We start from the raw sequence: 14418 nt of genomic DNA, 5'->3' as shown, positions 1-14418 counted from the left end.
TGCTCTTTTTTTGCCGATATCACAACAATACAAATAGACAGATTAAAATAATACCCATCATTACTCATAGAATATTTTTGAAAAATTAATTAAAACGTATGAACAGAATTTCTATTTTCTCAGTCATACTGATGTTAATGGGCTTTGTCGCGAATGCCCAGATCAGTATAAAAGGTACCGTATATGATAAGGATTCCAAAGAAGTCCTTCCCGGCGTAAATATTGTCATAAGAGGTAAAACCCAGCATGGAACTACTACAGATGTCTCAGGTAAATTCAATGTAACGGTAAAAGAACACGAAAGGCTGATTCTCAGCTTTACAGGTTTTAAAACACTTGAGTTAAGTTATAATGATTTATTGCAAAATCCGGAGCAAAAGTTTTATATGGAGCCGGGAATACTTCTGAATGAAGTAACGGTAACGGCAAGTTTGGCAAACTCAAGGAGCAAAAAAGCAATCGGCGCAAACATTGAACATATCGATGCCGGTAAGATTGTCGAAACCAGCAATCCTTCCTCATTGGCAGATATCATGAACGGCCGGATCAGCGGGGCTCAGGTGTATAATACCAATGGAAAAGTGGGAATGCCGATCAGGTTTGATATTCGTTCTTCTGCTACATTTAGTATGGACCGTGATCCCTTGATTTTCATTGATGGAATTCGTTACAATAACAGCAATACAAGTGATATAAATTCTTCACAGGAAGGGATGAGCGCCTTGAATGACCTTCCGCTAAATGATATTGCCTCGATTGATGTGATAAAGGGGCCTTCAGCAGCGGCTTCATATGGGGCGGAAGCAGCTAACGGGGTAATTGTAATTCAGACTAAAAGAGGTGTGTCCGGTAAAAAAGGGATTTCTGTAAATGCTAAATACACAACCGGATTCAGTCAGCTGGCAAATAAATATACCCAGTTTGTAAATAACGATGCTATTAATAATTTCTTTGATAAAGGAACAGAACAGCAGGTTTATGCTAATATGACGGCTCAGTTTGACCAGAATAACAGCCTTTTCTTTTCTGTAAATAACAACGTCGTAAATGGTATCGTACCGGGAAACCGGGATGACAGACAAACCATCAGAGCCGGTTACGATTTCTCAAAAGATCGCTTTAAACTTGCTTTAACTGCCGGTTTCGTAAAAGGAAAACTCAGTATTCCGCAATCTGCTTCAGGCCGGAATGATGCCATCTGGAACCTGATGCGCACCAAGGAGCCCTGGGCTTATATTACAGAAGATACCTGGAGAGCTATTGATAAAAGCTATGATAACAGTCGTTTTACAGGAAGTGTAAAGGCGGGCTATACCTTTCCGCTGGACATAAAAATGGAAACACTCATTGGTCTGGATGTAAATAATATTAAAGGAGTAAATTACCTTGCTTACGGATATTTGTTAGGTACTTCCAATACAGGCAGTAAAACATTAAGTAACAGAAGCAATGACAATCTGAACTGGGATTTTAAACTGAACCGTAATTTTATTCTTAATTCAAAGCTGCAACTGAATCTGGTATTGCTTTCACAATTGACCAGATCTTATGAAAAATCCAGTACAATCAATGTGCGTAATTTTGCAGTTGACGGCATAAGTAATGTAGGTTCTGCTGCTGAGATATTGAGTGTAGGAGAAACTGACTTTGAAAAACGTACACATGGATTATACGGAGAAGCATTCTTGAGTTATAATGACGTACTGTTTATCAATACCGGATTGAGAAGAGATGTTTCCAACATGGTCGGCCGTAATGTGGCCAGTATATGGTATCCTACTGTGAGTGTTGCTTATAACATTGCAAAACTACCGTTTCTGCATGGAAAAGTTGACGAATGGAAACTAAGAGCTTCTTATGGACAATCTGGCAGATTACCTTATCCAACTGATGCACAGACTTCGTATCTGGTTCAGAATTCTTCATTCGGAACTTCTGTTACCCCGAATACAAAAGGAAATCCGGACATTAAACCTGAAAGAACAAGTGAACTTGAATTTGGTACAGATATTAATTTATTCAAACAAAGAATAAGTTTTACCTATTATCGTCAGAGAACAACTGATGCCATTGTTTATACTACCTTAAAACCATCATTAGGCTGGCCTTCCAGTCTGAGTGGAGACTATCCTGAAAATATAGGAATTGTGAGCGGCCAGGGAATTGAACTTTCAATAAACAGTCGTGTTTTCACCAGTAACAATAATAAAAACAGCATAGATGTTTTCGCCATACTCAACCATCAGTCAAATGAAGTGATAAATGCTAACGGGCGTGATATTTTAAATACGGTAAGTCTGATCCGACAGGGATTGCCTACTTATGCCTTTTATTCAACCGTTTCTGAAGGCCCGGTTTTCAATGCTGCCGGTGTATATACAGGAGCGAAAGAAAGCGAGCTGAAATATCTTGGAAAACCTTTTCCAACTTTTAATGGTTCTTTCGGATTCAGAGCCCAGTTGCTGGGAAATCTGAGTATCCAATCTCTTTTTACGTATTCTCAGGGAGCCAAAGTGTATAATATTTCCATGAGAAATGTGGCTTCTCAAGGTGATAACTTTAAAGCTTCAGAAGATTTGAAAGCGTTACTGGCAACACAGACCCCGGATACAGATGCTTACAGGGCAACTGCAACTGAATTGGCAAAATATGCGAATTATCGTGGTAATTACATTGAATCAAATGATTTCATAAGACTTAGTAACCTGACAATCTCCTATGATCTTGGCACCTGGGCTGCAAGACAAACAGGAGGAGTGCTTAAACGTTGTGTGATTTCTGTGACAGGAAATAACCTTTGGCTTAATACAAGTTACAAAGGAGCTGAGCCTCAGATTGACTCTCAGGGAGGAAGCAGCCGAACCAGAGGAATCGGAAGTCTTTCTTATGACTGGACAGCAGTTCCGGCACCCAAAACTTTTGCACTTAACTTAAACATTGGATTTTAGCATTATGAAATATCTGAATAATATAAAAATATCTTTTCTTTCAGGAGCAAAACGGATACTTCTGACAACACTTTCCTGCTCAGCACTGGTTTCATGTGATAATTGGGTAAATGACACCATACTTCCAAGTAATACCGTGGAAGAATCTCAATTAGGCAGCCTGGGGATGTTAGGCAGTATTGTTGATAAAAATTATGTTGGGGGACCTGTAATTGCCGGGGTGTGGAGAGCAGGCTCCTCAGCCTCTTCCTCTTTACTTGTGGCATCAGGAGCTATTGTAGACGAAATCTCTTCAACCGCCGTTCCTAACTCACAATTTTACAAAGAACTGGACGATGATAAGCTGTCTCCGGACGATCTTACTTTGTACAGCTCATGGTCGGCTATACAAAATTACAGAGCCAGGGCAGAGGATGCCATTGCATTGGTTGCAACTGTTAAAGTTGTAAATCCGAATGCAGATACTGATTTAATTAAAAATAAAGCACTTTTTAATGCCAGATTACATGCAGGATATGCCTGGATGATGCTTGCAGATTATTTCAGCGTAAGCAATACTCAGAGGTCTGTGTATGTGAACGGAGCTTTGGTGAGTCATTCCGACGCTTATGGCAAAGCGCAAAAATACTGGGAAGATGCTCTTTCCGGTGCATCTGCTCAGGAACAACGCTTATTACATTCATTACTGGCTAAACTCGGTATTCATTCAGGTAATTATACATTGGCATCAGCACATATTGACCAGACTTTTCAGGCAAAGGAAAACTTTCAGTTTATCAATACAGTTAATACGGCTTCAAATGCATTCTTTACAGCATTAAATGTCAATGTAAGAGATGCGGCAGTAGATGCTACTTTGGTCTCTGCCTTGAAAACTACTGCTGAAAAAGCCAGAGTCCCTGTAGTAAAAGCTGCCAAAGGGCATTGGTCTTTGACATTATTTGCTGAGCGTGATCCCTTGATGGTATCTGATTTTGACGAAATGCAATTGATTCGTGCTGAACTGGTGACGAGAAAATTAGTAACAGGTGATGCCGCTGCGCTCGTCAATTCAGTGATTGTAAAATATGATGCCAGTGGCAATTCCAACCTCAAAACCCAGCCTGTTCTTGCTGACTTTGCTGGAATCCGAAGAGTATTTTTGTCTTTCAGAGGGACACGGTTAATTGATTTACGGAGATTCAATTTAAATGGTGATACAAAACCCGGATTTTTGGAGAGAAAATATCAATGGATCAGTGTGCCGGAAGTAGAGACGCATAAGTAGACATGCAGCTTTGTCAACCAATTTAAAAAAGGACTCAGGAAAAACCATCGTAATTTTCCATGAGTCCTTTTTTGCAATAGCCCGGCTTACGTTTAAGTCAATAAAAATTCGGCAGGACTTATAAATTCAAATGAAGGAGCAATGGTATAGCCGTCTTTCCCCGGAAATGGCATAGCACATAGCTTTTCAGCATAAAGTTTGATGTCATACATCAGTCCGATACAATTATCAAGATTTCCCGGTTCTCCGTTAAAAGCTGTATGCAGTCCATCCAGCAAAGAATAATAGCTTGAATTGAATTCGTTCATTCTGCGTCTTGCTTCTGTACCCTCCGGAAGCATATCTGTTTTTGTATTCGGGAATATCGGATAAACACTGGCTGCATCAAAAGGAATAGGATCACCGCTGAAAGAGAAACCATTAGGAGCATCCGGATTTTTAACCAGTTTTTTTCCTACATAAATTTCCTCAAAACGATAATAATGAGCCACTTCTCCATCCTGATCAAGCGGAGAAGTTGTTGTGCCTTCACCTTGTTCTACGATAATATTAATGGCATTAATAGCATCCTCTTTTGTAAGAATCGGATACAATAAATCTGAAGGGAAGAAGTTGGATGTAACCTGTCTGGCCGGATCACCCGGTAATTTATCATCAGCCAGTTCGCCTATTTTTTTCTGAAGGGCAGCATAAAACTCTCCGATAGTCTTATACGTAACGTCTTCAGCAGATAACATAACCTTAAATTCAATCGGATTTTCAGGCTCTTCAATCTCCATAAAGACATTTTTAACCAGATCTTTTGAAAACTTTTCGATCCCTACTATCAAACCGCCACCGATTCCCATGGGCAGATTTCCCGGATATGAAGGAACAAAATCCGCTTTGTTAATAACGGGTTGCCCGCCCAAAGCATTCAGAATATTGGAAGAAATTGTCATATGCAGCATTTCTTCTATTACAATGGAGTGGATGATTCCTTTTGGTCCGGCATTAGTCCCGGGTTTTAAAGAATACATCGCAGTAAGGTAAGGAGGAATAGTTGCGTGTTCCAGCTCTATCGCTTTCTGGAATAGAAAATGCAGGTCTGCAAGCGAGGTTGCGCTTTCGACCATTTGAACGTATTTTGAGTCTAATCTTAGCATTTCAGTAGATTTTTAAATGGTTTTCTAAATGTTTCCAAATGGGTTTTCAATTTCCGGAAATGAAAGCATTGAGCCGTTTTTGGCTTTTACAGCTTCTTTGTATTTCATCTGTTGTTCATTCAGAGGGGTACCAGGTGAAATAGGATTTTCCGGAGAAGAGACCGCATCGCTTTTAAATACGGGCGTCTTGCTTTCCATATTGGGATTGTTCAGCCATTTAAGAATCGTCTGCCTTTTGGCATCAGAGAGGTCTCTGGTTACAGGCATATGCATCGTATCATTGATATCTCTGCTAAAGGCAAAAAGCAGGATATTTTTCTTGAGTTGGAGATCTTCCGGATTGGCCAGATTGACAATATACTTACTCATAATAGGATAGAGGTTCGCATATTGAATCATGGTCTGAGAAATGTCTCCCCAAACAGGATTTTCAGGGACGGCATAATAATCTCGCAGATGTACTATAATATTTTCGATGCCGAAAGCCGGGTCAACTGTCGGTAACTGATAGTCAAAAGTATAGATCTGACCATCGAGGTAAACTCTTGGACTGTGAATGGCATTACCTGTAATAGATAATTGCCCGAAACCGTCTGAATCAGTTGTCACGGAAGTACAATAGCTGAGTCCATCCTGAGGGAAATTGTTTCCGTAAATTTCACTGATAGGATTTTGCGGACCAACAGGAGTATCCGGTGTTGGTGCTTCCATACTTACTGAAATAGTGGCATTCGGAAGCGTTTTTCCCCATTGATAGGTATAAAAATTGATAATATTGGTTTGCCCGGTATCGATTCTCTGAACAAAATTATCAGCCCGTACCAGATAACCATCTACTGACTCCCTTGCCAAAAGCCCGAACTGAGTCGGATCTGTTGCGGAAGGACTTAGTAATACCAATTGACGATTTTCCAGTGCCTGTAAGGTAGCCTCCGGTAAATTCTCAAAAATAACAATACCTCCGGTTTTATTCAGCCAGTCAGGACCTGCCTGGTAATCAAGTAATCCGATCTCTATAAAATCACTTTTATTGAGGTACTGAATATCCAAAGAGGCGCCATTGCTTAAAGGATTATTGGCTACCCCTAAAATAAAAGTGCTTGTAGTATTGATTGTACCCAGCGAGTCTGAAATAGGAAAGCTATTGCCAAAATCAATGGTAAGCCTTTTGGCAGCAGTGTCCACCTGAAAATTACTGTTCCCGAAATAAACAAACGGATTTTTCGGTTTAAGATTTAATACACCATACAGGCGTCTGCAAGGAGCAAATGTTTCAGGTTCACCTTTAAACCAGGGACCAATGGACCCCAGAATTCTGCCAAGAGAAAATCTGCCATCCGGAGCGTGATTATAATAGTACCCGAAAGCATTAAGATTAAGTGCAAGTTTATCTTCCTGCGTAGTTTCTTTAAGGATTTTTAAAAAAGCTGAGTTTTCGGCTTTTTCTCCCCAAACCAGATTAGTAAGAACCGAAGTCCAGGAAGCTCCCAGGGCCTGTCCGTTTACTGCAGCTCCGCTTGTTTGTCTTAACTGAATGTCGCGGAAAGAGGTGGTAGTGATGTCACCTTGCAGTAATAATTCATTTTGAGGAGTACAGATACGCAATTGGGCGCACCAAAGTGCTGAAACCATCTGAGCATCGGGGTCAAGATCTACCATTTTTCCGGTAGGTCTTCCCTCAGAACCTGATACAATCCGGCCAATAAGGATATCTTCGGAAGAATCAGACAGAATTGTGCCATCCGGTAAGGCAAGCTGCTGAACTGTACAATTCTGAAAATCGAAAACAGCTCCTCCTTCAGGATTCCACCAGCCGTTGGCACTTCCTTTCCCAAATTCCTGGAAATTGGGTTGAAATGTAGCGTTGTTGTAGTGAGCGGTGTCGTTGTTTACAGTGGAGACATCAGACAAAAAGTCTCCCGAAAAGATTAATCTCGGTGCATTTAAATAAGCCATGTGTTTATAGTTATGTAGGTTATCATGTGAATTTACTCAATAATTTGATAAGTGTAGAATATTAACAATAAAAGTTTTAAAAAGATTTTTTGTGAAACGTTGATGGTCAGATTTGTCTGGATTTGACTATAAATTATGTTTATTATATTACCGGTATAAATACCTGTTTATTCTAAACTCAGGTAAATAATCAGGCAGATTTTCTGATTCCGGATCAGAATTTTTTAAACAAGGCAGATTTTCCGGCCCTGACTGTCACGATATAGACATCAGCAATGGTTTTGAGATATAGGCTTACCATTGACGTTAAATACACCAGGTGGCTGTGGAATGCCTTGCGAGAAAATGGGGTATTTGCTCAGGCCATGAGCTCCTGCATTTTTGGCTATTTCACATTTGCCAGGTTCCAGAGGAGTCGATAACCGAAAGCAGGGCGATGAAGAGTCGTTTGGGCCGATATCATTTCCATCATAACCCGAACCTGCTGGTAAACCGTGAAATCCCCGGTTTCAAACCGGGGATTTCCTTCCTGGTTGAGGGCCTTTCATTTGCATCAGGTTGCTGGCAGGCAAAACAACATAACAGTATGACCAGCAATGCAAGTACCAAAGAGAAAAAGCGGGTAGAGGACAGCGGGGTGTCGCCCAGTGGTTTTTCCAGCGTCTTTTTAATCGTTTTTAGGGTTAATCCTGTTTTCTATGAGTTTCTTGTTCACAAGCATAAACAACTCCCTCTCCTTTAGAGAACGGTTTAAGATGGGCGGCAATCCGCTGGGCGGCACCCCTTGAAGCTTTTGGGGGAGGCTGAAAATGTTAAGATTAGGCTTAAAGCCACAACCGATTCCACTTAATGCAGATGAAGCAATATTGCTTTGAATAAATTTGTTACTTGAGTCTGGGTTGTTATAGGTTTGTATACCGAAACAATTATCAGCGGTAACAGTATTATTTGAGCCCGAACCGCTGATATAAATATTAACGAAGAAATCATCTTCAATTCTAAAATTAGAATTGGTAATATTAACAACGTTGTTGGTCCCGTCTATATATACAGAAAGTAAACCCGTAAACTCTGAATTGATAATACTGGTCTTAGAAGGCAGATCGCCGGATCTGATACCGTAGATTGCTATGTTACTGTTATTATCTCTAAAAGTAACGCCTCTGAGTTCTACCGTATTTGCTCCTTCCTTAATAAAGCCAATTAAACAATTAGAGAAATAGATATTTTTGAATAAATGTCTTGCCGATGTATTACTGGCAAACAGATATATTCCAAAATCGACATTGTTGATGCTGGCATATTGTATCTTGCCTGTGCCGCTTTTGCCGAAAGAAATTCTACCCCAGTTATTATTTGAACTTGAAGAATACATATTTACAGGGCTTGCAGAGACTCCATTCATGTTTAAATTCCCTTCCACATAAATATCAGCAACTCCACCATATGCCCCACCGTCATATGCTCCCTTCGGTAGGCGGCCACCTACTATTTTTACATTTGTTCCTGCATTAATACTCAGCGTTTTTCCGCCTGGCACAACAATATCACCGGTAAGAAATATATTACCCTCCCAGACCTCATCTGCTGTTAGTTCATGACCTTTTACATAGCTGATTTTAGTATAAGAACCTTTCAGTACTACACCCGATGCCATGCCAATTTTCCCATTAAGCGTTGGCGTAATTTTCAGGATAGCTGCATTGATTCCATTAACGAGCTTAGTGGTATCAACGGAAACCAATAAGGTATCTTTGTTTTCTTTAATGGTTCCTGCTGTTTTGTTTAAAACAATCCAGGGGCTATCGGATGTCACTGTGTATGAAACGTTTCCTTCACCAAGCTGAGAAATAAGAAGGGCAGAAGTTGATTTTGGAGTAATCGCTCCAAAGTCAGTAGCAGAAGCAAAAATTGAAATAGTCGGATCCGGGATCTCTGTTTTAGAACAGGCTCCGGCTATTAACAAAAACAACATAAAAACGGTAAATTTCAACATCATTATAAATTATGATTTACGTGAAAAACATTGAATTCTTCAGGTATTTGCCATCAGTAAGAGTGGGGTGTTGCCAGGCAGAGAGATATTTGATCTATGCCGTTGTGTTAACTAGAGTTAAGATATTTTTCTTTCCATCCAAGGGTGAAAGTTGCAGCTGTCTCAATTTCAGATTGTGCTCCCTGGACAATATAAGAAGCTGGTAGCCCGGTAGTAAAACATTAACATACTTAATTAAACTTTTGATTACGTGTAGATCGTTTAACAGAGTGTGTTAATATCGTTGCAGTATTGTGGGGCAATACTAAGAGTAGCAGAAAGATAAAACTAATTCTGAGGCAATAAATGTCTTTTTAGCTAATAGAAATGTCTTTTTGGCTAAGGTGGAATTGATAAATGCTAATACTATTAAAAAGAGAATGATTACTGTCTTTTATTTTACAGGAATTATTCTCCTTTTAATAGTATCATGACTTACTAAGATTATTTTATGGAACTCCCGGAATTAGCCGATGTTATACCAGCGGACTAGTCTGCGTTATCCAATTTCATTGGTAAGAACAATTACATTCCTGCCAAGTGTTTTGAACCGCACACCGTTTTTTTGTTCAACTGTAATGGTTATATGTCCGGTTTTGCTGGTGTTTACGTCTCTGACTGTACCACTTTTACCGGCATGGGTACCTCCGATTACCTTACACTGGTCGCCATCCTTTAGATTTTCAGTTACTGGAGTATTCATAGCCTTGTTTTAGTTTGTGAAAATCCTGCACTTTCAACAGTAAAAGAGCAGATTAACTGGTATTTTATGGACAAAAATCTTCTTATAAAAACCTCAGTTTCTCCTCTTCCAGATCAAGGTGCTGTAAATGTTTACGGATAATTTCTTCATCAAGCGTCTCTTCAGCTTTGTTTTTATCGTGCAGCCATATTCTTTGTTGATTCAGAATGTCAAGATATACAGCTTTACACTCTTCTGCCATTAATACGTCATCAGCCAAACGACTGTTATTTTCCCATTTGAGTGCCATTTGCTGTAAGGCTGGATGATCGTCAAGTTGGTCAATGTAATTAGTCCTGAGGTGAAGTAAGGCATGTTCCGCTAATTGTTTTCGGATCAGATTGTCGAGTTCTTCTTCAGGTAAAGTCGGGTCCAGATCAGGGATATGTATTTTCCTGATTAAATAAGGCAAGGTTAAACCCTGTACAAGTAAGGTTAACAGGATGACAATAAACGTAATAAATAAAATGAGATTCCGTTGCGGAAAGGCAGCACCATTTGCCAATTGCACCGGAATTGACAAGGCCGCAGCAAGTGATACTACACCCCTCATTCCTGTCCAGCCCAAAACGAAAGGTACTTTGTATCCGGGATTCCGACGGTCAGCGACGGTAATGAAATTACGGGCTATCAGTGTAACAACAACTGCTGCATATGCCGATAAAATTCTTCCCAAGATTAAAACAAGAGTAATCAGTACACCGTAACCGATTGCGGAAGAAATGCTTACTCCGTCAAGATCTGCGGTTATTTCCGGTAAATCCAGTCCGATCAGGATAAATACCAGTCCGTTGAGTACGAAACAAAGGCTTTCCCAGACATTCGTACCCCGTAAACGGGAAGTACTGCTTAAAAAAAGATGTCTGTTATTCGCTAATAACAATCCACCGCTTACTACAGCAAGTACACCGGAACTGTGCATTTCTTCTGCTGCAATATACATAATATAAGGAGTGACCAATGTTAATACAATGTCGGAATTGGCATCAGTAGGCAGGTATTTGTGAGCTTTCATGAAAACCCAGCCAATCAGCAGGCCCGTCCCTACGCCGCCAATCAGCATCCAGCCAAAGTTTAATGCAGCATCATACCAGATAAATTGCCCTGTAGCAACTGCGATTAACGCAAAACGAAAGATAATTAAAGAGGAGGCGTCATTCATTAAACTTTCTCCTTCAAGAATCGAAGACATTCGCTTCGGTACTTTTACAAATTTCAGAATTGCCCCCGCACTTACAGCATCCGGTGGTGATACGATCCCTCCCAGTAAAAAGCCTAAAGCCAATGAAAAACCGGGAATAAAATAATTGGCTGTAAAAGCCACTGACATGGCTGTGAAAAATACTACTACAAAGGCAAAACTGCTGATAATACGTCGCCATCGCCATAATTCTTTCCAGGATATGGCCCAGGCTGCTTCATATAACAAAGGGGGAAGAAAGATGATAAAAATAAGTTCAGGGTCTATATGCATGGCAGGAATCCCGGGAATAAAGCTAATGACCAGTCCAGCAAGAACCAATAGTACGGGATATGCCACTTTTATTTTATTCGCCAGCATGATCAGCAGTAAAATGGCTACAATAAGGCTTAGGTAAAACGGAAAATTTTCTAACATTTATGTGAATATTTTAAACTGGCACGATTAATATAAATCTGATGTAAACGGATAAAAACAGAGGTTAACAATATAATTTAAATCATCGGAAAGTTTTGCAATTTCCCGCTTAATTATTTGAAAAATTTGTTTCCTGTAAAGAATCTTCAGTTTAGTCCGAAATGTATAACTTTACGTTAGGAGTAAGGTAAAAGCCTTTTACAATGTTAAAACGGTTTTATGACAAAAAACCTTCTTAATTGGATAGAATTAACACTTTAAAGCATATGAGAAATGGAAAATCAGGAACAAAACAATGAAATATCAGAGGGATATAAATCCGTTCCTTCGGAATATTTTACAGGAAAGGTTTGGTTAAAAGCGCTCGTTGCTTCGGATGAGCATACCAACTGTACGATTAGTGAAGTAGTGTTTAGCCCTGCTGCGAGGAACAATTGGCATACACATCCCAGTAATCAGATCTTAATTGTAACTGAAGGAATTGGTTATTATCAGGAAGAAGGAGCTGCTATCCGCGAAATCCGGACAGGCGATGTGGTAAATGTGCTTCCGGGGATTAAACATTGGCACGGGGCTTCACCGGATAGCAGATTTGTACATCTTGCTGTTAACCTGAATACTGAGAATGGTATGGTAAACTGGATGGAAAGGGTAACAGACCAACAGTATTATCTGAAAGCTTAAATGCTGATCCGGATATCAGTTTATCCGGAATGTCTGAAATAAAGTATTGACAATCATAAAATAAATTAAAAATGGAATTCAGAAAAATACATTCTGTTTCAATCGGTGGAACAGGCTTCCTGCACGGATTATCTCTGGTTTTTACCGGATTTCTGCTGTCACTGTTCTCTTATGGAAATGCTTCAGCGCAGGATAAAAAAACGATCGTCAGAGTGGCGAAAATCCAGATTGATTCTACCCAGCTCGAAAGCTATAAAGCCGCACTAAAAGAAGGGGTTGAAACGGCAATACGCCTCGAACCCGGCGTGCTGGCCTTATATGCTGTGTCAGAAAAGGATAATCCTACTCATATAACCGTTTTTGAAATATATGCCAGTGCAGAAGCCTACAAGGCTCATCTGGAAACCCCACATTTCAAAAAATATAAAAGCACAACAAAGGAAATGGTTAAATCTCTCCAACTTATTGATTCTGAGCCGATTGTTCTTGGGGCAAAAGAGAAGAAATGATTTTTATGCTAATGAAAAATGCTGAAAACCTGGAAATTGAAGTTTTCCGGATTTTCAGCAAGGAAATCATTCCCGGTTCCCCTGCTTAAAAATTCCGGGAATTTAGCCTTTTTTAGGGGTAAAAAAGTGATAGATATTCTTTAATATTAATAAAAGAACTGTTCTGATATAATCTGACCATCTTTTACTTCATATAGCATTATCTGGTCAATTTTTATTCTTCCCAGATTTTGCAGGGTAAGCTCCATTTCTCTGCCCACTGCAAAATGATTGCCGCCTACAACGGGTTCTGTTGTATGTGCTCGGTGAACAGCCACGATCTGTTTCACAAAGTCTTCACCTTTTTTTCGAACTGTAGCCTTACCTTCAGCATTTTTAAACCAGAGAGAATGCGGCGGTTCTATGCTCTTTATATGATCTGCAAAAAATTCCTCCTGGATTTCAAACCATTTTTCCTGTCTGGCAAGTTCACTGAATCTTGCCGCCACTTCATGAATGGTATAGGCTGTTTTGCTGGTATTTGGCTGTCCTTTACCGGTAGTGATCAGACTTAGCAGACTGCGCTGGATATATTGACTCCATCCGTTCACACAGGCATTATAACATTCATATTCAGGAACTAAACCTTTATGAGTGAACAGAATTTGTGTTTTGTGATCTTTCTCTGAAATTTCAAAAATAATATGTGTTCCGACCCATTCGCTTTTATCCTGGGTAAAAGAGAAATAATTGTCTTTGACAAGCCAGACAACTTTTTGGTCTGGAATGACTTCAGTTAATTTCATTTTACAACGATGAACATCCTGGTAATGATAGGTAAATTCACCATTGAGTTTTTCTGTATTGCCTTCGATTTCTTCTGACCACCATCCCCGGACATTGTTGATGGCCTTGAATACTTCCTCAGGAGATTGATCTACCAATAAAACAGAGGTGAAATCTTGATTTTGCATGATCTTATTTTTTTGTTGATTTATCTTTTGTTTCCTGACTTAAAACATTAGGTTTTCCTTCGCCTTTGGCTATAAAGTTCAATAAACTGCCCTGTAAATAATGATTCCATCCACCCGAACAGCTCTGGAAACATTCAATTTCAGGAACCAGACCTTTATGAGTGAACAGAATTTGTGTTTTGGAATGCTGATCAGAAATTTCGAAAGTAATAATGGTGCCAGTCCATTCACTTTTGTCTTTAAGAAAACTTAAAAAACTATCTGTAACAAGCCAGACAATTTTCTGATCCGGAATTATTTCTGTTAATTTTTGTCTTGAATAATGCATATCTCCGAAGCGTACCTCAAATTCGTCATCCAGCTGTTGCGAATTACCCTTAAAATCCTCTGACCACCATCCGCAAATATTATTGATGGCTTCAAAGGCTTCCCGGGGAGATTGATCTACCGATAAGGTAGTGGTAAAATCTGATGCAGCTATTTCCATGTTAATTTTGTGAGTTTTATGCAACAAAGATATTGTCTGAATATTACTTGCAAAGGGTGTAAAATGGACATTTT

The 14418-nt window shown here is 39.6% G+C and carries 11 protein-coding genes; 4 read left to right on the top strand and 7 right to left on the bottom strand.

The window, feature by feature from the left end:
* The first annotated feature begins 98 nt into the window (after positions 1-98).
* Positions 99-2948, top strand: coding sequence for a TonB-dependent receptor domain-containing protein (locus BM179_RS10630; protein ID WP_092016546.1), 2850 nt, complete (start codon positions 99-101; stop codon positions 2946-2948).
* 4 nt (positions 2949-2952) lie between these two features.
* Positions 2953-4215: a hypothetical protein gene (locus BM179_RS10625; RefSeq protein WP_092016543.1), complete on the top strand. Its 1263-nt coding sequence runs from the start codon at positions 2953-2955 to the stop codon at positions 4213-4215.
* Between the two features lie 92 nt (positions 4216-4307).
* On the opposite strand, the gene BM179_RS10620 is transcribed toward BM179_RS10625, so the two are convergent.
* From BM179_RS10620 to BM179_RS10600, 5 genes are all read right to left on the bottom strand, one after another.
* Positions 4308-5360: a ferritin-like domain-containing protein gene (locus BM179_RS10620; RefSeq protein ID WP_092016541.1), complete on the bottom strand. Its 1053-nt coding sequence runs from the start codon at positions 5358-5360 to the stop codon at positions 4308-4310.
* 24 nt (positions 5361-5384) lie between these two features.
* Positions 5385-7316: a hypothetical protein gene (locus tag BM179_RS10615; RefSeq protein WP_092016539.1), complete on the bottom strand. Its 1932-nt coding sequence runs from the start codon at positions 7314-7316 to the stop codon at positions 5385-5387.
* A gap of 667 nt (positions 7317-7983) precedes the next feature.
* Positions 7984-9315, bottom strand: a complete 1332-nt coding sequence (locus BM179_RS10610; protein WP_143095200.1) for a BACON domain-containing protein — start codon at positions 9313-9315, stop codon at positions 7984-7986.
* Between the two features lie 535 nt (positions 9316-9850).
* Complete coding sequence (locus BM179_RS10605; RefSeq protein WP_092016533.1) at positions 9851-10054, bottom strand: KOW motif-containing protein; 204 nt, start codon at positions 10052-10054, stop codon at positions 9851-9853.
* An 82-nt stretch (positions 10055-10136) separates the two neighbouring features.
* The gene (locus tag BM179_RS10600) at positions 10137-11711 is read right to left on the bottom strand and encodes a Na+/H+ antiporter (protein ID WP_092016529.1); all 1575 of its coding nucleotides are present in this window, start codon (positions 11709-11711) and stop codon (positions 10137-10139) included.
* 273 nt (positions 11712-11984) lie between these two features.
* Here BM179_RS10600 and BM179_RS10595 point away from each other — a divergent pair, with 273 nt between their 5' ends.
* Positions 11985-12395, top strand: coding sequence for a (R)-mandelonitrile lyase (locus tag BM179_RS10595; RefSeq protein ID WP_092016525.1), 411 nt, complete (start codon positions 11985-11987; stop codon positions 12393-12395).
* A gap of 71 nt (positions 12396-12466) precedes the next feature.
* The gene (locus tag BM179_RS10590; RefSeq protein ID WP_092016521.1) at positions 12467-12904 is read left to right on the top strand and encodes a putative quinol monooxygenase; all 438 of its coding nucleotides are present in this window, start codon (positions 12467-12469) and stop codon (positions 12902-12904) included.
* Positions 12905-13050: 146 nt separating this feature from the next.
* On the opposite strand, the gene BM179_RS25690 is transcribed toward BM179_RS10590, so the two are convergent.
* Complete coding sequence (locus tag BM179_RS25690; protein ID WP_092016518.1) at positions 13051-13857, bottom strand: SRPBCC family protein; 807 nt, start codon at positions 13855-13857, stop codon at positions 13051-13053.
* A gap of 4 nt (positions 13858-13861) precedes the next feature.
* Positions 13862-14344 carry an SRPBCC family protein gene (locus BM179_RS10580; protein ID WP_218159199.1) on the bottom strand — a complete coding sequence of 161 codons (483 nt, stop codon included), beginning with the start codon at positions 14342-14344 and terminating at the stop codon, positions 13862-13864.
* Positions 14345-14418 lie beyond the last annotated feature (74 nt).

The organism is Pseudarcicella hirudinis (assembly GCF_900115665.1).
GTDB lineage: Bacteria > Bacteroidota > Bacteroidia > Cytophagales > Spirosomataceae > Pseudarcicella > Pseudarcicella hirudinis.
Note: the sequence above shows the minus strand (reverse complement) of the source record. Positions and strands in the feature narration are given on the sequence as shown.

What these genes read in the sequence shown, in the direction of transcription:
- BM179_RS10605 (WP_092016533.1), bottom strand. Translation starts at nt 10,054, where the DNA reads ATGAATACTCCAGTAACTGAAAATCTAAAGGATGGCGACCAGTGTAAG.
- BM179_RS10590 (WP_092016521.1), top strand. Translation starts at nt 12,467, where the DNA reads ATGGAATTCAGAAAAATACATTCTGTTTCAATCGGTGGAACAGGCTTC.
- BM179_RS10625 (WP_092016543.1), top strand. Translation starts at nt 2,953, where the DNA reads ATGAAATATCTGAATAATATAAAAATATCTTTTCTTTCAGGAGCAAAA.
- BM179_RS25690 (WP_092016518.1), bottom strand. Translation starts at nt 13,857, where the DNA reads ATGCAAAATCAAGATTTCACCTCTGTTTTATTGGTAGATCAATCTCCT.
- BM179_RS10630 (WP_092016546.1), top strand. Translation starts at nt 99, where the DNA reads ATGAACAGAATTTCTATTTTCTCAGTCATACTGATGTTAATGGGCTTT.
- BM179_RS10610 (WP_143095200.1), bottom strand. Translation starts at nt 9,315, where the DNA reads ATGATGTTGAAATTTACCGTTTTTATGTTGTTTTTGTTAATAGCCGGA.
- BM179_RS10595 (WP_092016525.1), top strand. Translation starts at nt 11,985, where the DNA reads ATGGAAAATCAGGAACAAAACAATGAAATATCAGAGGGATATAAATCC.
- BM179_RS10580 (WP_218159199.1), bottom strand. Translation starts at nt 14,344, where the DNA reads ATGGAAATAGCTGCATCAGATTTTACCACTACCTTATCGGTAGATCAA.
- BM179_RS10600 (WP_092016529.1), bottom strand. Translation starts at nt 11,711, where the DNA reads ATGTTAGAAAATTTTCCGTTTTACCTAAGCCTTATTGTAGCCATTTTA.
- BM179_RS10615 (WP_092016539.1), bottom strand. Translation starts at nt 7,316, where the DNA reads ATGGCTTATTTAAATGCACCGAGATTAATCTTTTCGGGAGACTTTTTG.
- BM179_RS10620 (WP_092016541.1), bottom strand. Translation starts at nt 5,360, where the DNA reads ATGCTAAGATTAGACTCAAAATACGTTCAAATGGTCGAAAGCGCAACC.